The organism is Neotamlana nanhaiensis (genome assembly GCF_000943555.1).
GTDB classification, from domain to species: Bacteria; Bacteroidota; Bacteroidia; order Flavobacteriales; family Flavobacteriaceae; genus Neotamlana; species Neotamlana nanhaiensis.
Genome location: NZ_JTDV01000002.1, coordinates 1 through 20292 on the forward strand (window position 1 = coordinate 1; position 20292 = coordinate 20292).

At 35.3% G+C, this 20292-nt stretch carries 14 protein-coding genes and 1 tRNA gene; 5 read left to right on the plus strand and 10 right to left on the minus strand.

The annotated features are described in order from the left end of the window. From PK35_RS03240 to PK35_RS03250, 3 genes are all read right to left on the minus strand, one after another. On the minus strand, nt 1-479 hold a 479-nt coding region (locus PK35_RS03240; RefSeq protein ID WP_044625267.1), incomplete at its 3' end, for a sugar kinase. A gap of 24 nt (nt 480-503) precedes the next feature. Beyond that, nucleotides 504-1907 (minus strand): glucuronate isomerase, encoded by a 1404-nt coding sequence (uxaC, locus tag PK35_RS03245; protein ID WP_044625268.1) that lies wholly within the window; start codon nt 1905-1907, stop codon nt 504-506. Nucleotides 1908-2448: 541 nt separating this feature from the next. After that, nucleotides 2449-3603, minus strand: coding sequence for a hypothetical protein (locus PK35_RS03250; RefSeq protein WP_044625269.1), 1155 nt, complete (start codon nt 3601-3603; stop codon nt 2449-2451). Between the two features lie 129 nt (nt 3604-3732). On the opposite strand from PK35_RS03250, the gene PK35_RS03255 reads away from it, so the two are divergent. From PK35_RS03255 to PK35_RS03265, 3 genes are all read left to right on the plus strand, one after another. After that, nucleotides 3733-4044: a DUF6660 family protein gene (locus PK35_RS03255; RefSeq protein WP_044625270.1), complete on the plus strand. Its 312-nt coding sequence runs from the start codon at nt 3733-3735 to the stop codon at nt 4042-4044. A 101-nt stretch (nt 4045-4145) separates the two neighbouring features. Beyond that, nucleotides 4146-8483 carry a CusA/CzcA family heavy metal efflux RND transporter gene (locus tag PK35_RS03260; protein ID WP_044625271.1) on the plus strand — a complete coding sequence of 1446 codons (4338 nt, stop codon included), beginning with the start codon at nt 4146-4148 and terminating at the stop codon, nt 8481-8483. Between the two features lie 2 nt (nt 8484-8485). Further along, nucleotides 8486-9685: an efflux RND transporter periplasmic adaptor subunit gene (locus PK35_RS03265; RefSeq protein ID WP_044625272.1), complete on the plus strand. Its 1200-nt coding sequence runs from the start codon at nt 8486-8488 to the stop codon at nt 9683-9685. A gap of 319 nt (nt 9686-10004) precedes the next feature. Here PK35_RS03265 and PK35_RS03270 read toward each other — a convergent pair. From PK35_RS03270 to trxA, 4 genes are all read right to left on the minus strand, one after another. Beyond that, a tRNA-Asp gene (locus tag PK35_RS03270) sits at nt 10005-10078 on the minus strand. A 78-nt stretch (nt 10079-10156) separates the two neighbouring features. After that, complete coding sequence (locus tag PK35_RS03275; protein ID WP_044625273.1) at nt 10157-11086, minus strand: DUF58 domain-containing protein; 930 nt, start codon at nt 11084-11086, stop codon at nt 10157-10159. 14 nt (nt 11087-11100) lie between these two features. After that, nucleotides 11101-11643 carry a ClpP family protease gene (locus tag PK35_RS03280; protein WP_044625274.1) on the minus strand — a complete coding sequence of 181 codons (543 nt, stop codon included), beginning with the start codon at nt 11641-11643 and terminating at the stop codon, nt 11101-11103. An 81-nt stretch (nt 11644-11724) separates the two neighbouring features. Next, nucleotides 11725-12042 carry a thioredoxin gene (trxA, locus tag PK35_RS03285; protein WP_044625275.1) on the minus strand — a complete coding sequence of 106 codons (318 nt, stop codon included), beginning with the start codon at nt 12040-12042 and terminating at the stop codon, nt 11725-11727. Nucleotides 12043-12471: 429 nt separating this feature from the next. Between trxA and PK35_RS03290 the strand changes: the two genes are divergently transcribed. Together PK35_RS03290 and PK35_RS03295 are read left to right on the plus strand one after the other, a co-directional pair. Continuing rightward, the gene (locus tag PK35_RS03290) at nt 12472-13014 is read left to right on the plus strand and encodes a hypothetical protein (protein ID WP_044625276.1); all 543 of its coding nucleotides are present in this window, start codon (nt 12472-12474) and stop codon (nt 13012-13014) included. 134 nt (nt 13015-13148) lie between these two features. Then, nucleotides 13149-13643, plus strand: coding sequence for a hypothetical protein (locus tag PK35_RS03295; protein ID WP_044625277.1), 495 nt, complete (start codon nt 13149-13151; stop codon nt 13641-13643). A gap of 98 nt (nt 13644-13741) precedes the next feature. On the opposite strand, the gene PK35_RS03300 is transcribed toward PK35_RS03295, so the two are convergent. From PK35_RS03300 to PK35_RS03310, 3 genes are all read right to left on the minus strand, one after another. After that, complete coding sequence (locus tag PK35_RS03300) at nt 13742-14878, minus strand: acyltransferase family protein (RefSeq protein WP_044625278.1); 1137 nt, start codon at nt 14876-14878, stop codon at nt 13742-13744. 228 nt (nt 14879-15106) lie between these two features. Next, complete coding sequence (dnaE, locus tag PK35_RS03305) at nt 15107-19486, minus strand: DNA polymerase III subunit alpha (protein WP_044625279.1); 4380 nt, start codon at nt 19484-19486, stop codon at nt 15107-15109. Between the two features lie 176 nt (nt 19487-19662). Next, nucleotides 19663-20112, minus strand: a complete 450-nt coding sequence (locus PK35_RS03310; RefSeq protein ID WP_044625650.1) for a ferritin-like domain-containing protein — start codon at nt 20110-20112, stop codon at nt 19663-19665. Nucleotides 20113-20292: the final 180 nt, after the last annotated feature.

A 20292-nucleotide genomic window follows, 5' to 3' on the forward strand; every position in this document is an offset into this window, starting at 1 on the left:
ATACCTTTTTCGCTTGCTGCTTTTACAGCTTCTAAACAAACATCTGCAGCACCTTGTGAAATAGCTGGTGTAATACCTGTCCAGTGGAACCACTCAACACCATCAAAAACAGCATCCCAATCAATCATACCAGACTCGATTTCTGCAATAGCAGAATGCGCTCTATCATAAACTACTTTACTACCTCTACTTACAGCACCTGTTTCTAAGAAATAAATTCCTAAACGGTCGCCACCCCAAACTATTTTATCTACGCCTACACCACGCTTACGCATTTCCATCATAGCACATTCACCAATATCATTTTTTGGTAAACGGGTTACAAAATCAACATCAACACCATAATTTGCTAGCGATACCGCTACGTTTGATTCGCCACCACCATATACAACATCGAAATTGTTAGCTTGCGAAAATCTTAAAAATCCTTGAGGTGCTAATCTTAGCATTATTTCCCCAAATGTTACTACTTTACTCATTTATTTAGATTTGTTTGTGTGTTTTTAAAAATTGAAATATTCTTTTGCGTTGAAGTAACTAATATCTGCAACTATTTTACCTATCCATTCCATTTCTTCTTTTGGTAATTCGCCACGTTTAATTTCATCACCTAAAAGATTACAAAGTAAACGTCTGAAATATTCGTGTCTAGGAAAAGAAAGGAAGCTTCTAGAATCGGTTAACATACCAATAAAACAACTAATTAAGCCCATGTTAGACAAGGCATTCATTTGTTTAGTCATTCCGTCTTTTTGATCTAAGAACCACCAACCAGAACCAAATTGCACTTTACCTTTTACACTACCATCGTTAAAGTTACCAATCATGGTAGCCATAACTTCGTTATCGGCAGGATTTAAATTGTAAATAATGGTTTTGGTTAATTTATCTTTGCTATCTAACCTATTTAAGAATGCTGATAGTTTTTCGGCTTGTGGAAAATCGCCAATAGAATCCCAACCAGTATCAGGACCTAAAATAGAGTGCATGCGCTTGTTATTATTTCTTAAAGCACCTAAGTGGAATTGTTGCACCCAACCAAACTCATGGTACGTTTCACATAAAAACAACAATATAGCTGTTTCAAACTGTAACACTTCTTGGTTTGATAATGCATCTCCTTTTAGCTTTTTAGCAAAAATGGTTTCTACTTCGCTATCGGTAAATGGCACAAATGAAATTTGATTTAAACCATGATCACAAAGTTTACAACCATTATCGTTGAAGTATGAAATTCGGCTACGTAAAGCATCTTTTAGATCTTGGTATGAACCAATATTAATATCGGCCGCTTTACCTAAGCTTTCCACATAAGCCACATAACCCTCATTACCAATTAAAATGGCTTTATCTGGTCTAAACGCTGTACTTACTTTAATTTCTAAATCGGTTTTACGAAGTGCTTGATGATGCTCTAAAGTATCGATAGGATCTTCGGTAGTACATACCAATTCTGCGTTAACCTTACGAAGTAAGTTACGACAACTGTAATCTTTACTACTTAATTTTTCAGCTGTTTCGTCGTAAATTCTTGATGCTGATTTTTCGTTTAACAAATCATATACATCAAAATAACGCGCTAACTCTAAGTGGGTCCAGTGATACAACGGATTACGCATCGTGTAAGGCACTGTTTTTGCCCATTGCATAAACTTATCTTTATCGGCAGCATCACCTGTAATAAATTTTTCGTTTACACCCAGCGTACGCATTGCGCGCCATTTGTAGTGGTCGCCATTAATCCAAACCTTTGTTAAGTTTCCAAAAACTTTATCTTCAAGAATATCTTTAGGTGGTAAGTGATTGTGATAATCAATTATAGGTTGGTTTTTTGAGTAATTATGATATAACTCCTCGGCATACTCATTTTCAAGCAGAAAATTATCATGGATAAACTGTTTGCTCATAATTCAGTTTAGCTAGTTTAATTGGTTAGTGTTTCATTTAAAAAAAGCTTCAGGTTAGAAAAAAAGATGCGCTTGCATTTTCTTAATTACTTAGTGCTTTTTTTACAAAAAAATTAATTAATGTAATCGATTACGCAAATGTAATATTTTTTATTTAAAAACCAATTTTAAAATTGATTTATAAACAATTTTTACTATGCACGTTCTGTATCTAAAAATCATCTTATAACACAAAAACAATAAAAAGCATCATTTTACATAATTGATAATTTTAAACTTTCTTTTTTTTACATCCGCTAAATATACAAATAATAATATGAATGCTTTTGTTAGATTCTAATATTTTATTGTGATATTTTCATTATACCAAACCAACAATTTCAACAGCTTTAATAACGCTTAAATTTAAAATTTACCGTCCTTTTTTTGGATGAATTTTCAACGTAATTTTAAATCCTATAACGAAAAAATCTCTGCATAAAATATACAGAGATTTTCAACTAAATTCCGACTCAAACTTTAGTCGGCAACCAATAAAAAACTAATACGAACTACTAACCTTAGTCCACTCCCTATTATTTAAATTTATATCTCCGTTTGGATTATAAAACAAATCGTTGTTTTGAATATAATTACCATCGCTATCCATCCAATATTCGGTCGATCCAGCCTGCAATTGGTAATTTTTTCCAGTGTTTGGGTTATAAACGGTTTCTTGTTCGTTAATCATGTTTACAAATTGTCTTTGAGCAGTACTACTACCGCTTCCAAAATTTCTATTCATAAATGAGGCATGATTAGCATCTTGAGCCGCCCAAATACCCTTCATTTTTTGCTGATGCGCGTTAAAAGCTGCTTGACGATTTTGCATATGTATTTGATGATCGCGTTGTGCCTGTTGCATTCTAGCAGCATTCAATTGTGCGGTATATTGCTGCCATTGCGGGTTGTCTTTAGTGTTTTCGGCAGCTTCTAGCATGTTGTTTATAGCAGCTTCAAATTCCGACTCATCCACAAATAAATAATCTAAACTATAAAACCACATAACCATAACATCGTTATTTAAAATAGGCTGCTGCATTGCCATTTTAACCAAAGAAACTAAAGCTTTTTGACCTTTATTATTGGTCCATTCTGTGGCATAATGCTCGAACTGCGCTTGTTGCATACCCGATTTATTAAGCATATTTCTTAAAAATTGTTCGGCTCTCGGAATTCTTTTTTGCCCTATCATTTGAAAACCACTATGCATCATTCTACTATTAACTTCTTCTTGCATTAATTGCTCGTTGCTTGATATACGGCGAATCATGTTCGCATTTCTGCCGTATTGTCGCATCATTTGTTCGGTTTGATAATTTGGGTAATGCAAAAACAACTTGATGGGAGTATTAAAAGATTTTAAATTATTAGGACCTTGAATTTCGGTTAAAAATACCGGCAATTTCTGATCGATCGTATAAATTGGCTTCGATATAACTTGCCAATCCGAAGGATATTCGGTGCTATTTACCACCAAACCCGTTCGAGCATCGCGAAATGCATGTGTTTTTTTCTTATTCCCTAAAAAACCAAATAGTGATTTTTTTTGAGACGATTCATTTTGAAGATAAGCATTGTCGTTACCATCATTTCGTTTGCAACTCGCCAAACAAACAATAAAAAGTAATATTAAGACTGAAGATTTTGATTTCATAAGACACTTATTTATGGGTTTACACTATGATATCGTTAAACAACCAAAATGTCATCAAAAAAATTCAAAAACAATACATAAGCCTACTTTGAACCTCGATCACATTAAAAAATTTATATCTTTGCCTTAATGAAATTTCTTGCATTTATATTATCTATTTACATCTTCACACTCAATTTGATGCCTTGTGAAGATAGCGTTGTTGCAGATAATGAGGTTAAAACTGAAATTTCGCAAAAGCACGATAGCGACCACAACCACCAAGACAACGACCTTTGTTCGCCCTTTTGCCAGTGCCATTGCTGCCACATTCATGTAACTCAATGTCAAGCTACCGAATACAATTTGGTGAAACCCATAATTTCTACTCAAGTAGGTCATCATTTTGAAGGTTTAGTAAAAAACTTCAACGCTTCTATTTTACAACCACCTCGGGCTTAATTCAGTATTTTAAGAGGATAACTACATCCTAATTAGACTTATTTCAATCGATAGACTGCAAAGTAAATCGAAAACATTTCACTGAATTAATACATATTTCCATGATTAATAAAATCATTGATTTTTCAATCAATAACAAATTCATTATTGGTTTGCTTACGCTTACCATTATTGGAGCTGGTATTTGGAGCATGACCAAAGTGCCTTTAGATGCCGTTCCCGACATTACAAACAATCAAGTTCAAGTTATTACTCAATCGCCCAATTTAGGCACTGAGGATATTGAGCAGATTATAACCTACCCCATCGAAATTGCAATGAGTAATCTACCCGAAGTCGAAGAAATTCGCTCTATTTCGCGCTTTGGTTTATCGGTTGTTACCATTGTATTTAACGACGATATGGGAACATATTTACCACGACAACTCGTTGCCGAAAAACTTATTGAAGTTAAAGAAGATATCCCTAGCGGATTTGGCACGCCAACTATGGGACCTATTTCAACAGGTTTGGGCGAAATTTATCAATACACCTTAAAAGTAACTCCTGAATTTCGCGACACATACTCTATTACCGATTTACGCAGTGTGCAAGATTGGATTGTACAACGCCAAATGGCGATGGTACCTGGTGTTGTAGAAGTTAACGCTGTTGGCGGAAAAATTAAACAATACGAAGTTGCTATAAATCCAAACGAGCTTAAAGCTATTGGTTTAAGCATTTCAGAGGTTTTTGAAGCTCTCCAAGCCAACAACCAAAACACAGGTGGCGCGTACATTGAAAAAAACCACCAAGCCAATTTTATTAGAGGAGAAGGATTGGCTCGCAATTTAAACGATATTAAAAAAATACCGATAAAAACGGTAAACAATATTCCCATAACCATTGGTGATATTGCTACGGTTCAGTTTGGAGCATCAACCCGTTACGGAGCGTTAACCCAAAATGGTGAAGGCGAAGTAGTTGGCGGTTTGGTAATGATGCTAAAAGGCGCTAACTCCAACGATGTTATTACCAATGTAAAGGAACGTATGCAACAAATTCAAAAATCTTTACCAGAAGGCGTCATCATCGAACCTCTTTTAGACCGCAGTAAATTAATTAACAAAACCACATCAACAGTAGCCACCAACCTTGTTGAAGGGGCACTTATCGTGATTTTTGTGCTTATTTTTTTATTAGGAAACTGGCGTGGCGGATTAATCGTAGCTTCAACCATTCCGTTATCGCTACTTTTTGCATTCATATTAATGAATGTATTTAACGTTTGGGCAAACCTTATGAGTTTAGGTGCTATTGACTTCGGAATTATTGTAGATGGCGCTGTCATTATTGTAGAATCTACCGTATTCCTTATAGCCTCTCAAATGCTTAAAAAGAAAAGCATATCTCAAAAAGAACGTGACGAAGTGGCCGCCACAGCATCAAAAAAAATGATGAATGCCGCCTTTTTTGGGCAACTCATTATTTTAATTGTATTCCTTCCCATTTTGGCACTCCAAGGTGTTGAAGGCAAAATGTTTAAACCTATGGCACTCACCTTTATTTTCGCCATGATTGGTGCTATGGTATTGTGCTTAACCTACGTCCCAATGATGTCAGCTTTGGTGTTACGTCCATCAAAAAACAACAAACTATCGTATGGCGACAAATTTGTGCATTGGATTGAAGCTAAATACCAACCTTTACTTAAAAATGCCCTATCAAAAGGTAAATGGGTCGTTGGTTTCTCTGTTGGTTTGTTTGCCTTAACGGTTTGGTTATTTGGCAGCATGGGTGGTGAATTTATTCCGCAACTCGATGAGGGCGACATCGCTTTTCACGCCATTTTAAAACCAGGAAGTTCGCTAACCGAAACCGTAGAAACCACCACCAAAATAGAGCAAATTGTTAAAGCCAAATTTCCTGAAGTTGAAAAAATTGTAAGTCGTATTGGCGTTGCCGAAATACCAACCGACCCAATGCCAATGGATATTGCCGATGTTTTTGTAATTCTGAAACCTAAGTCGGAATGGACTACCGTTACATCAAAAGACGAACTTATTGAAAACATGAAGGAAGCGGTTGAAATTATTCCTGGTGTTAATTACGAATTTACGCAACCTATCGAGATGCGTTTTAATGAATTATTAGAAGGCGTTCGCGAAGATATTGCCATAAAATTATATGGTGAAGACATTGAAGTGTTATCGCAAAAAGCCGAAGATATCACCAAAATCATTGCAGGAACAGAAGGCATTGGTGATATGAAAGCCGAAGCTACCAAGGGTTTACCGCAAATTACCGTAAAATACAACCGAAACAAATTAGCACAGTACGGACTTCAAATTAACACCATAAACAACCTTATACAATCGGCATTTGCAGGCGGAAAAGCCGGTGTGATTTTTGAAGGTGAAAAGCGTTTTGACTTGGTCGTTCGTTTACAAGCTCAAAACCGACAGGATATTAGCGATGTGCAAAATCTGTTTGTCAGTTTGCCAAATGGTGCACAAATTCCGCTTCGCGAAATCGCCGACATTAGCTACAAAGCAGGCCCGATGCAAATAAGTCGCGACAATACCAACCGCAGAACGTATGTAGGCATTAATGTGAGAGGACGTGATGTAAAATCGTTGGTTGAAGACATAAAAACCAAGTTAGACGCAAAATTAGAGCTACCATCGGGTTATTTTATTCGCTACGGAGGTGCTTTTGAAAACCTCGAACGCGCCAGTAACCGACTTAAAACTGTTGTCCCAATTGCGCTGTTATTCATTTTTATTCTTATTTATTTTGCTTTAAAGTCCTTACCCCAAACTTTAATGATTTACATTGCTATTCCTATGGCGACCATTGGAGGTGTTATTGCATTATGGCTACGCGATATGCCATTTAGTATTTCGGCAGGTGTTGGTTTTATTGTATTATTTGGCGTAGCTGTGCTTAATGGTTTGGTAATGATTAGCGGTTTAAACGAACTGAAAGATGAAGGCGTAACCCATCTAAAAGACCGCATTTTTAAAGGTACAAAGCGCCGCATTAGACCTATTATACTAACTGCATTTACCGATGTATTAGGTTTTTTACCCATGGCAATTTCAACATCTGCTGGCGCCGAGGTGCAGCGTCCGTTAGCTACCGTTGTTATTGGCGGATTGCTGACTTCAACATTACTTACGCTATTCGTTTTACCCATTTTATATCATTGGGTTGAAAGCAAATCTTTAAAGTTAAAACCGAATAAAAGAATAGCGAGTACGTCCATTGTTTTATTGGTGTTTGCTGTGTTTTCCAATAAAAGCCATGCGCAGCAAGAGTTAGATAATCTAAAAGAAGTTACACTTAGCGAAGCCGTTTCTATGTCTAAAACCAATTATCCATTATTGAAACAAAAACAACTAGAAATTGACAAACAAGAAAGTCTAAAAGCGGCTGCATATAACTTTGGAACTACCCAGATTTTTACGGGTGGTGAAGAAATTAACAGCGAAAATGGTGTTTACACCCTATTGGGTTTAGGACAATCTAACATTGATGTATTTAGTATTGGTGCTAAACGACAATTGCAATCACAACGCATAAAATTAGCTCAAAAAGCATTACAATTAAGCACTATAGAAATAGAATTGGAGGTTAAAAAAGCGTGGGCAAACTGCTATAAAGCCAAACAAAACTATCAGCTTTATAAAGAGTTGGATTCCATTTACAGCAATTTTGAGCAAGCTGTAACTTTAAACTATGAGGTTGAAGCAATTTCTAAATTAGAATATGCTGCCGCTAAAAATCAAGTGTTTCAAATTAAAAACAAAACAACACAAGCGTATCAAGATTACCGTATTGCCATTCAACAATTAAATCTTTGGCTTTTTGACGAAGCATTGTTTACGGTTAGTGATGCGTTAGATACTGAAATAATATTAGAAACAGAAACCTCAATATTAAACACTCATCCAAACCTTTCTATATCTAAAAATCAAATGGAGGTTGCCCAAGCCGAAATTAAAACTGCAAAAGCAGCTAATTTACCAAAGTTTAACCTACAAGGCGGATTGCAAAAAGTAAATGGAAATTCAGGATTTTACAGCTATCAGGCGGGAATTTCCGTTCCGTTTTTGTCGGGAACTAACAAAGCTAAAATTAAATCGGCTAAAATAAATAGCGAGATTTCCGAGAGTGTCTTTCAGTATAAAAAACAGGAAATACAATCACAATTTAATCAAGCTAAAGCACAATTTATTAAATGGAAAACCGCTTGGGAATTCTATAAAAACGACGTTTTACCACTCACCAGAGACCAAAGAACCGGAGCGCTTTTTGCCTACAAGGAAGGCGAAATAGATTATGCCACATTTACTCAAATGGTCAAAGAAGCGGTACAATCGCAGTTAGACGCACAAACCGCATTGATCAATTATTTGGAAAGCGCGTTTCAATTACAATATTTTAATCAAAATTAATTATGAAAATACATCTATATATACCCGTTTTATTAGCAACACTTATTATGATATCTTGTAAAAATAAAGACAGTCACTCAGAGAATGATGGACATTCTCACTATGAAACTTCCAAAACTAAAGAAAACGACAGTCATCATAAAGAAGACAAAATCATCTTAAATCAGCAACAGTTTGACGCTTTAAAAATGAAAGTTGACACAATTGCTACACGAAATATGAGCGGCTATGTAGAAGCGAATGGAACATTAGAAGTGCCACCACAAAACGAAGCAGCTATAACAACCGTAATTGGTGCCAACGTGAGCATTATTAAAGTTATTGAAGGTGATAAAGTTGAAAAAGGCCAGGTGGTAGCCTACTTATCTCACCCAAATATCATTTCTATACAAACCGATTATTTAAAGGCGTTTAGCGATAGTGAACTGGCCAATAAAAATTTTGAGCGCCAAAAAAAGTTGTATGATGCTGGCGTGGGTTCTGGCTCTAATTTTCAAAAAGCAGAAGCGAGTTACAAAGCCTCGACAGCTTTGGTAAATGGTTTAGCCGAACAATTAAAAATGTTAAATATCAGCATCAATTCGGTAAAAAATGGTGTCATCGCACAACAAATTCCTTTACGTACGCCTATTGAAGGTTATGTACAAAAAGTAGAGGTAAAAACGGGACAATATGTAGAGCCACCAACCGAATTGTTTGAAGTGGTAAACACGCATCACGTACATGCCGACCTAATGGTATTTGAAAAAGACGTATATAAAATCAAGGAAGGCCAAAAAGTAACATTTAATGTACAATCTATTCCTGATACCGAACTGACTGCCGAGATTTATTCGGTAAGCAAAACCTTTGAAGATAATCCCAAAGCAGTTCACGTACATGCTGAAATTGAAAACAAATCAGGAAACCTGATTCCTGGAATGTATATTCAGGGTAAAATACAAACAAATAATGCTTTAAAAGAAGCACTACCCGAAAGTGCTATTGTAAAAAATGGAGATCGCTTTTATGTATTTATTAATGAAAAAGAAGGTGATAATTGGGCTTTTAAACCCATTGAGGTTATTACTGGAGAAAAAGACAATAATTGGATAGCTGTTACCTTTAAAGAAACACCACCAAAAAACACCTATTTCGCCTATAACAATGCCTATTATTTAATTGCTGAAATGAAAAAAGGCGAAGCAGAACATTCGCATTAATTACGGCAAATGCTGAATAATTTTTAAGTTAGAGAATTATCAATACGAGTTTTACAGGCTGAAGAAATTGTATCGAGAAGTTAGTAATGCTTCTCGGTACTTTTTCATTTGGTTTAGTAAACATTTAGTAAATCTATCCCTAAAACAAAAAAGCATCCCAATTCCGAAACTTCGGAAAAGGAAAGCTTTCCATTGGTTTAGTGCTCAACTTGATTGGGCACCTCTACCTTCAGTAAACACAAGGCTTACTGAACAACACAACTTCTTTTTATTGCCAAAAAAAGCCTTAAGAAGTGTTAAGGCTTTTGAGCAATATTTGCGGTCTGGACGGGACTCGAACCCGCGACCTTCGCCGTGACAGGGCGACATTCTAACCAACTGAACTACCAGACCGTTGCGTTATTGCGGATGCAAATATACACGGCTTTTTTAATTTCTCAAATGTTTTTTAAACTTTTTTTAAAAAAATTTTCAAGCGAACTTTTGTCGCTCTATCATATAGGTTGTCAAAACCGCATTAAACCCTTTGTTTATATCGGCTTCAACGTATTTTATCTTGTACTGTGCACACTTCAATTTTAATGCTGTAAAATAATTTTCAACCGCAGTATGGTAACTTTCGCGAATGTTATCGACATATAAATTTACATGCTCACCTGTTTCAACATCAATAAATCGCTTAGGCTTATTATCAAAATCGAACGTCAATTCCTTTTCACCATCAAAAACATGAAATAACACTACTTCATGCTTATTGTATTTTAAATGCCTCAAAGCTTCAAAAAGTTTCGCTTCATCTTCACTTGTTTGAAACATATCGGTAAATAAGAAAATAAGCGAGCGACGATGTATTTTTTCGGCAATTTCATGCAGGTATTTATAGGTTTCGGTAGTTTTACTAACCGATTTGTTTACAACAGCTTCACTTAAATGATTCAATAACATTTGATGATGACGCTCACTACCCTTTTCAGGCGCATAGTAATCGTAATTATCACTGTAAATACTCAACCCAACTGCATCGCGTTGTTTCTTTAAAATCTGCATTAATGCCGCCGCAGATAAAACCGAAAAACCTACTTTATTAAGCGTATCTAATTGCTGAACCTCAACACTTGGGTAATGCATAGAGCTACTATTATCTAAAATAATATGGCAGCGTAAATTGGTTTCATCGTCATAACGTTTGGTATACAATTTATCGGTTTTTGCAAATAGCTTCCAATCAATGTGGCGTGTGCTTTCCCCTTGATTATAAATTTTATGTTCTGCAAATTCCGCCGAAAAACCATGAAACGGACTTTTATGCATTCCAGCAATAAACCCTTCAACCACTTGTTTGGCAAGTAGCTCCAAGTTTTTAAAACCTTCTGCTTTATTAAGTTCGTTCTGTAAATTCAAGTGAAAAATATACTTTAAATTACGCCATCAACTATACCGTAAGACACAGATTCTTCGGCTCCCATCCAATGGTCACGATTAAAATCCTTCATCACTTTATCGAAATCTTGTCCGCAGTTATCAGCCAAAATTTTAGCACTTAATTCTTTGGTTTTAATAATTTCTTGTGCTGTAATTTCAATATCACTGGCTTGCCCGCGTGCGCCACCACTTGGTTGATGAATCATAACACGCGCATGTGGTTGTATAAAACGTTTTCCTTTAGTTCCTACAGATAGTAAAATAGAACCCATAGACGCTGCCAACCCTGTACAAATAGTCGACACATCGCTATTTAACGACTTAATGCAATCGTACATAGCAAAACCCGACGTTACATAACCACCAGGACTGTTAATATATAACTGAATATCTTTAGTTTCAAGCGCATCTAAATACAACAATCTATCAATCACATGTTTTGCCGATTTATCATCCACTTGACCCCATAAAAACACTTTACGGTCTTCTAACAATTTGCTATCTATAGCATCTTGTACTTTTATTGGTTTACTCATCTTATTTTTTTAATTTTTACTAAAATAAAAAAGGTTTACCATAACAGTAAACCTTTTTCAATTTTCTTTTTCGTTATTATATTATAATAGCGAATCAATCGCTTCAGTGTAAGCATTTTTAGGAGCTACACCTACTTGTCTGCCAACAACCTCACCGTTTTGAAAAACTAAAACTGTAGGTATGTTACGCACACCGTATTTTGCAGCAAATTCTTGGTTTGCATCAACGTCAACCTTTCCAACAACGGCTTTACCTTCGTATTCACCACTTATTTCTTCAATAATTGGCCCAACCATTCTACATGGTCCACACCAAGCAGCCCAAAAGTCTACTAATACTGGCTTATCACTTTTTAAAACTGTATCTTCAAAAGTTGCGTCTGTTATTTCTAGTGCCATAATTCTTTTTTTTATTCTTATATTCTAATTGATTTCACAAAATTAGTCAAAAAAAACACTAAACCTTACAAACTCACAATTTCTTTTGCTTATAACTTAATTGTCAGTACCTATTTTTATTTTTTGGGCGCATAAAACAGGCTTTCCGCTATATCTTTTTCTCGTACCTCAAAAAAGGATGCCGCTGCAATCCTTTGCGCAAATTTTTAGTTACCTTTAAACATTAAACCAACTGTTCCTGCTGCCGAAAAAGCATCTAGCACAAACTTATCCTCCATTCCTACACAACTCATTATTCAACCTACTCAACAAACTTTAGAGACAGGAAAAGACAGTATTAAACTTACCGCTACCACTAAACGCTCTGGTAATTTTGTAGCCCAAAACCCCGAAATTATTTGGAGTATAGGTGAAGTGTATCAACCTTATGTGATTTTAAAACCACAACCCAGCGGAAGCTGCTCAATTATTCCAACCAACACAGAAAATGACGCCAAAAAAGTAGTAATAAACGCAACCACGCAATTAGGTTTACAAGCGGCTAGTGTTTTAACTATTAATCCTTCGTTTTTAAATCCGCCAACATTTTCGAAACAACCTAAAATCATTAAAAACAAAAACGGATCGCTGCATTTAGATTATAGTTTAGACATAGAATTTGAAGACCAATCGTTAATTAGTTGGTACCGTTGCACCGATAAATACGGCAGCAACCCAATTGAAATTTCAGTGTCGCGATTAAACAAACCGTTAAAGACCTATAAACTTTCTCAGGGTGATATTGACTATTTCATCATGGCGAAAATTTCTCCAAAACACAAACGTTGTCATGCCAGCGAACCAAAAACGGTAATTTTCAGTAAAAAAATAACATCAAAAGACATCAAATCAAATCCTAATATCTTAGAACCAGATTTTGAAACCCTTTCAGCTAAAAATCAGTCGCAAGTTATTCCCAGATTTGGACTTTAGATAGCTACACGCCAGAGGACACAAAAGCGTATAACTGGGAAGCCAACAACAATGTAAACCCGTGGTATTTTGGCAACGGCATTAACGGCGCTGCTGGTGTAAAAGGGTTTGTACAAAACATAAAAGACGCTAGAATGCGTTACCAACCCGTTGGAAATGCTTTCGAGGATATGACGTTGAGTTTTACAGCCTTTCCAGCTAAAACTGCAGGACAAGGTTTTAGTAGTGCAAGAGCGCAATACATGGATATTGGCATTAAAATGGATGTTAAAAACATGAATGGCTACGCACTCCAATTGATAAGAACCACAAAATACAGTGACGCCATTGATTTTATTTTAATGCAATACACAAATGGTGTTGCAACAGCTATAAGCGAACCTGTTTCGGCATCATCCTACAGAGCGAATTGTAAAATCACAATTGAAACAAAAGGTAATCAACTCATTGTTCATGCTGAAAATGCTTCGGTATATGACACAAAACACAATAATGCTGATGTTGTAAAAGTTGTTGATTTGCAAGCTCAAATCACTCCAAACATATTTGGCGGATTTAGTTTTCAGCATACAGGAACGGTTGGCAGCGGCGCCACTTTAATTAAAGATTTAAAAGTGGAGTGGTTTTAGGTTTTTTATTAGTTAAACCGTATTTAGAATTTTAACATGCTATAAGCTTCAAACAAAAAGGCAAAACTAAAATGAATGAATAAATTTTTGATTTAAAATTATTTTTTCACCTTTTGCAAAACAACATCTTTAGGAAATAATATATGAAAAAATTTAATTTGAAACAGCCTATATTCAATATTACTAAATTCAATTGTCTTTATTGGATAAAAAAACAAACGCACTACTTTTACCTTTTTAAGACCTTCATAAATAAAACAACATAAAGCAATATTGGCAAAAAACAACACAGTATGAAACCAAGGATTGTACGTTTTTAAATCAAAAAGAAAATCGAATACCTTTATAAAAAACAAATGGTAAGCAAGAATAAAAAAACTGGCTCTAGAGCAATAAATTAGAGCCTTATTAATAAATGGAATTTTTTCAATAAAAGTACACAAATAAATTATCGCGAAAACTCCAATTACTGAAAGCACTAATTTATAATGAAAATTATAGATAAAGTAATAGATATCTACTTTAACACTTATGCCGTCTTTAAAAACAACTAGCAACCCTAGTATAAAAAGTATTAAAAAAACAATCATTTTCTTGTTGTAGAAAACTTGAGAACCTTGAAAATACTTCTTCAAAATTATATTACAAACATATCCAGCAACTAAATAAGCAACAAAAATGGGAACATAACCCAAATAATAAAACTCACTATTAAGTGTAGATAACAATGCAAGTAATATTACTAAAACACCCAACAATATATAATTGTTAGGCTTTTTAATTTTTAACATTTCCAAAGCTCCTTTTACAACTATTTGCCCAACAAACAATGCTATAATAAACCAAAATGTATAATTAACATATTCTAAATCAAAAAAATAAAATACATTAAAAAACGCATTTACAAACTCAAGAACACCATTTGTTGAGAAATTAGTAGTAGTAATAGAATAAAAAATAATATTTAACAGCGTTAAACTTATTAAAAATGCTAATAGAGGTTTTATTAGTCCGTCGAATTTATTATGAAAAAAATCTCTAAAATTTAACCGATTACTAAGCAAATAGCCCGAAATAAAAATAAATAACGGCATTTTAATAACTAACGCCACCATATTAAAGCTTAACAAACCCTTATAGTCCATTAAAAATGGGTAATGACTTATCGTCATTAGTATAATACTAATACCCTTTGCAATATCGAATATTTTAATTCGCGGTTTTACCTCTTGCATAAACAAATTTTGACTAAAAATAACAAATGGAATGAAACCTAAACTAAAACTTTATGTAAAACTGAAAGAAATGAAATAATCCTAAAAACTTAAACTAATTTTTATAAAATTATCAAATTTAAAACCTACAAAAACAAATTCTATTATATTGATTTTAAAATAAATATGAAGATATTAAGTTGTTTTAAACAAAGTATAAACCGTATGCAACCTCTAAATACAACTACCTTAATTCAACTTAAACCGCACATCCAAAGTTTGCAGCTCGTCCAATAGTTCTTGGCTTACTTTTACTTTTTGCCTTCTACTTGGCATAGTGAGTTTTATTTTTTCTTTAGTATCATACACTAAAAAAGTCAATGCTTGATTTCCTGGATGCAAGTGAAACAACTCTCTTAGCGCCGTGATTTTTTGCTCTTTTAAATCGTTTATATCCAATTGTAATGAAAGTTTTTTTGCATACTGCTCCATAACATCTTGCAGCAACTGAAAACTGTTAAATTGAATACGTGGATCACTCTTTTTACCTGTATCCTTATTCGTCCAACCTTCGCGAACAAACGATTTTACAAATACGAAGTTATTAATCATTAAGAAATGTCTGAACTTTAAATAATCCTCACCAAAAATTCTAAACTCATAACTATCGGTATAATCTTCAATAGTAAACATACCCCAACCTTTACCTTGCTTGCTTACACGATGCTGAACATCAGTGACTACACCTCCAAACACCAATTCACGATTCACATAAGGTTCTAAATTATTGAACATACCAACGGTAGCATTACAGAAGGTTTTCATTTCGGTTTTAAAATCATCCAACGGATGCCCTGAAATATAAATACCAACCACTTCGCGCTCTTTAGATAGTTTTTCCATCGTTCCCCAATCTTCACATGGCGGAATTGTAGGTTCTGCAATTTGCACATCACTCGCTTCACCAAACAAACTTACTTGCGCCGAATTTTCGTTTTCCTTGTGTTTTTGAGCGTATTTTATAACCATTTCCAAAAAGGTTAAATCGGTTTCCTTATGGAAGTATTGCGCGCGATGTGTATCGGAAAAACAATCGAAACCACCAGCATAAGCCAGATTTTCAAACGCTTTTTTATTCGCAGCACGTAAATCGATACGTTTTGCCAAATCGAAAATAGATCTATATTCGCCATCTTCTTTTCTGTTATCAACAATCGTCATCACCGCACCATGACCTACACCTTTTATTGCTCCCATACCAAAACGAACCGCGCCATCATTATTTACTGAAAACTTGTAGTAACTCTCGTTTACACTTGGCCCAAGAACATCCAACTTCATACGTTTACATTCCTCCATAAAGAAGGTTATGGTTTTAATATCGTTCATGTTGTTAGATAGTACCGCAGCCATGTATTCCGCAGGGTAATGCGCCTTTAAATAAGCCGTTTGGTAGGCTATCCAAGCATAACATGTAGAGTGCGATTTATTAAAGGCGTAACTCGCAAAAGCCTCCCAGTCTTTCCAAACTTTTTCAAGAATTTTGGCATCATGACCATTAGCACTAGCTTGCTCGATAAACTTAGGCTTCATTTTATCAAGTACTGCAATTTGCTTTTTACCCATAGCCTTACGAAGTACATCGGCTTCACCTTTAGTAAATCCTGCCAGTTTTTGCGATAACAACATTACCTGCTCTTGATACACCGTAATACCGTAAGTTTCCTTAAGATATTCTTCCATGGCTGGTAAATCGTACTCAATTTCTTCGTCGCCATGTTTTCTTCGAACGAAACTCGGTATGTATTCCATTGGTCCCGGACGATACAAGGCGTTCATGGCAATTAAATCTTCAAACACTGTAGGCTTTAAATCGCGAAGGTGCTTCTGCATACCAGGAGATTCGTATTGGAATACCCCGACCGTTTCACCACGTTGGAAAAGCGCATACGTTTTTTCATCGTCTAACGGAAAACTCTCTGGATCTAGCTGAACATCATGTCGTGCTTTTACAATCTTAACAGTATCTTTAATTAAGGTTAACGTTTTTAACCCTAAGAAATCCATTTTTAGTAATCCTGCTGATTCTACTACGGAGTTATCAAACTGAGTGACATATAAATCAGAATCCTTCGCTACCGAAACTGGAACGAATTTGGTAATATCGTCGGGTGTGATGATAACGCCACAGGCATGAATACCGGTATTTCGCACCGAACCTTCAAGCATTCTCGCGGTATTTACCGTTTTAGCTTCAAGATCGGCACCTTCAGATATATTTAAAAGTTCGTTTACTTTTTCAAGTTCTTCAGCTCTAAATTTACCTGCCAGAGCTTTTTCATCTAAACCAAAAATCTTATTTAGCTTAGACATATTCGGAATTAATTTCGCAATTCTATCGGCATCAAATAACGGCAAATCCAGTACACGAGCGGTATCTCGAATACTCGATTTTGCTGCCATAGTACCGTAGGTAATAATTTGCGCTACTTGATTGGCACCGTATTTATTGATAACGTATTCCATAACACGCCCGCGACCTTCATCATCAAAATCGATATCGATATCGGGCATACTTACACGATCTGGATTTAAGAAACGCTCAAAAAGCAGATCGTACTTCATGGGGTCGATGTTGGTAATCCATAAACAATAAGCCGCCACTGAACCCGCTGCAGAACCACGCCCTGGCCCTACCGAAACATCCATATTTCGGGCTTCGCGAATAAAATCTTCTACAATAAGGAAATACCCAGGATACCCAGTATTTTCAATTACATCGAGCTCAAAATCTAGGCGCTCTGTAACTTCTTCATTTAAAGGTTCACCGTAACGTTTTTTTGCGCCTTCGTAAACCAAATGACGTAAGTAAGCGTTTTCGCCACGTTTTCCACCGTCTTTTAAATCATCTTCATGCCTAAATTGCTCTGGAATGTCGAAAGCAGGCAATAATACATCACGTGCTAACTGGAATGCTTCAATTTTATTGACAATATCTTCGGTATTCGCAATGGCATCAGGTAAATCTTTGAAGATTTCCTTCATTTCATCTGAAGACTTAAAATAATACTCCTGATTTGGCAAACCATAACGATACCCGCGACCACGACCAATAGGTGTGGCTTGTTTTTCGCCATCTTTTACACACAATAAAATATCGTGCGCATTGGCATCGGTTTGTTTTTGATAATAGGTATTGTTGGTTGCAACAAGCTTAACATCGTGTTTTCTAGCTAACTTTACTAAAGTGTCGTTAACACGGTTTTCATCCTCTTGATTATGGCGCATGATTTCGACATATAAATCGTCACCAAACTGTTCTTTCCACCAAATTAAGGCTTCTTCTGCTTGATTTTCACCAATATTCAACACTTTACTAGGCACTTCTCCGTAAAGGTTACCGGTTAAAACAATGATGTCTTCTTTGTATTGTTCAATCAGTTTTTTATCGATACGAGGCACATAATAAAACCCATCGACAAAGGCACAAGACGATAATTTTGCTAAATTGTGATAGCCATTTTTATTTTTAGCTATTAAAACAATTTGATAACCGTTGTCCTTTCTGGTTTTATCTGCATGATTTTCACAAACAAAAAACTCACACCCAACAATGGGTTTTATAAGTTTCTTGTTGGTAGGTTGGCCACTTTCTTCTGCTGCTTTTATGGCCGCTTCAATACCTTTATTTTGATTATTTACAGCGTTTATAAAATGGAATGCCCCCATCATGTTACCATGATCTGTTAGCGCTACGGCGGGCATGTTATGAGATGCGGCAGCCGAAACCAAATCGGGGATACTCATGGTAGATTGCAGTACCGAGAATTGCGAATGGTTATGCAGATGTACAAAATCGACTTCGGTAACATCAACATCTATGGCAATATCATCAATTGGAGTTTTGGGCTCTAACTTCTCTAAACGCTTACGAATTTTATCGCTTTCTTGTTTGAGGTTGATATGCTTTAACCCAATTAAATCAATAGGTTCAGGATTTGCTTCCTTGAAACTTTTAAAATAATCGGTTTCTACATCAAGTTGCTCTTTGGTGTATTCTTCAAGACGAATAAGCTCTAAAAAACAACGTGTTGTAGCTTCAACATCGGCAGTTGCATTATGCGCTTCGGCAAACGGAACATTAAATAAAAACTCATGTAACTCGGTTAATGTTGGTAATTTAAATTTACCACCACGACCACCTGGTATTTTACAAAGTTCGGCTGTATGTTCTGTACAGGTATCGAGTACTGGCAATTCTTGCAATGGGTTTTCCACAGCTTCTCGTACAAATTCGGCACCCATAATATTTAAATCGAACTTTACATTTTGCCCAACTACAAATTTGGTTTTACTTAAAGCGATATTAAACTTTTCTAAAACTTCGGCAAGTGGCACGCCTTGTTCTGCTGCCAATTCGGTAGAAATACCGTGAATTTTTTCGGCGTCGTAAGGAATATTGAACCCATCTGGTTGCACCAAATAATCTTGACTTTCTATACAGTTACCCATAGCATCGTGCAATTGCCATGCAATTTGTATACACCTTGGCCAATTATCGACATCGGTAATGGGTGCATCCCAACGCTTTGGTAATCCGGTAGTTTCTGTATCGAAAATTAAGTACATTCCTTAAAATTTATGAGTTGTTTTGTAACGCTGATGTTTGAAAAAACGAGTTTATAAAAATACATAGAATTTCGGCTTTTTTTACAGGAACTTGTTATGAGTTTTAAACAATAAAAAAACGCAACCCGAAATTAATCGAGCTGCGTTTTTTCAAACTAACTAACCAACCAAATAGTTTATGAAACTAAATGTTCTTTTAACTTTTCACTATTAATTGCCTCCTGTATCGCGTTTTTCTGATTAAACAGCATTGCATCAATACTTGGTGGCAAAGTTCTGTCTTTTAAAACATCATTATATTCTTTTAAACTTGCCTCCTCTCCTCTAATAGCTTCTTCTAAAATGGCTTCTTCATCATTTGATGAGAATAACGATTTTAAACTCATCCAGTTTCTGTGCATCGTTCCTTTAAAGCTTCCGGAATCTTTAGGGGTTTCGCCATAACGTAAAATTTCTGTTCGAATTTGTTTTGCAAACTCGCTACGCTCCGTGGCTCTTCGTCTAAAAAATATTTTTAAATCTGTACTATCAACATTATCAGCCGCATTTAAATAACCTTTTTCGGCATCATAATTTTTAATTAATAGTTCATTTAACTTGTTCGAAATTTCTTCTGTATACTTCATAATCATAATCATTTTAAATTTCTCATGTTCTATTTTTTGATTTTTTTCAGAATTTAATCTGAGTATGTCCATTTCCTATTGAACACAAATAAATAAGCAATGAACGAAGATTTTAAAACTTATCTCTATCTTGTTTTTAAATCCAAAGTAAAGATACCCAAAAAGAGAGGCGCTGTCAAG

Bases quoted from the DNA above. Each gene is read 5' to 3' on its own strand.
- uxaC (WP_044625268.1), bottom strand. From the start codon at position 1,907: ATGAGCAAACAGTTTATCCATGATAATTTTCTGCTTGAAAATGAGTAT.
- PK35_RS03250 (WP_044625269.1), bottom strand. From the start codon at position 3,603: ATGAAATCAAAATCTTCAGTCTTAATATTACTTTTTATTGTTTGTTTG.
- PK35_RS03255 (WP_044625270.1), top strand. From the start codon at position 3,733: ATGAAATTTCTTGCATTTATATTATCTATTTACATCTTCACACTCAAT.
- PK35_RS03260 (WP_044625271.1), top strand. From the start codon at position 4,146: ATGATTAATAAAATCATTGATTTTTCAATCAATAACAAATTCATTATT.
- PK35_RS03265 (WP_044625272.1), top strand. From the start codon at position 8,486: ATGAAAATACATCTATATATACCCGTTTTATTAGCAACACTTATTATG.
- PK35_RS03280 (WP_044625274.1), bottom strand. From the start codon at position 11,643: ATGAGTAAACCAATAAAAGTACAAGATGCTATAGATAGCAAATTGTTA.
- trxA (WP_044625275.1), bottom strand. From the start codon at position 12,042: ATGGCACTAGAAATAACAGACGCAACTTTTGAAGATACAGTTTTAAAA.
- PK35_RS03295 (WP_044625277.1), top strand. From the start codon at position 13,149: ATGCGTTACCAACCCGTTGGAAATGCTTTCGAGGATATGACGTTGAGT.
- PK35_RS03300 (WP_044625278.1), bottom strand. From the start codon at position 14,878: ATGCAAGAGGTAAAACCGCGAATTAAAATATTCGATATTGCAAAGGGT.
- dnaE (WP_044625279.1), bottom strand. From the start codon at position 19,486: ATGTACTTAATTTTCGATACAGAAACTACCGGATTACCAAAGCGTTGG.
- PK35_RS03310 (WP_044625650.1), bottom strand. From the start codon at position 20,112: ATGAAGTATACAGAAGAAATTTCGAACAAGTTAAATGAACTATTAATT.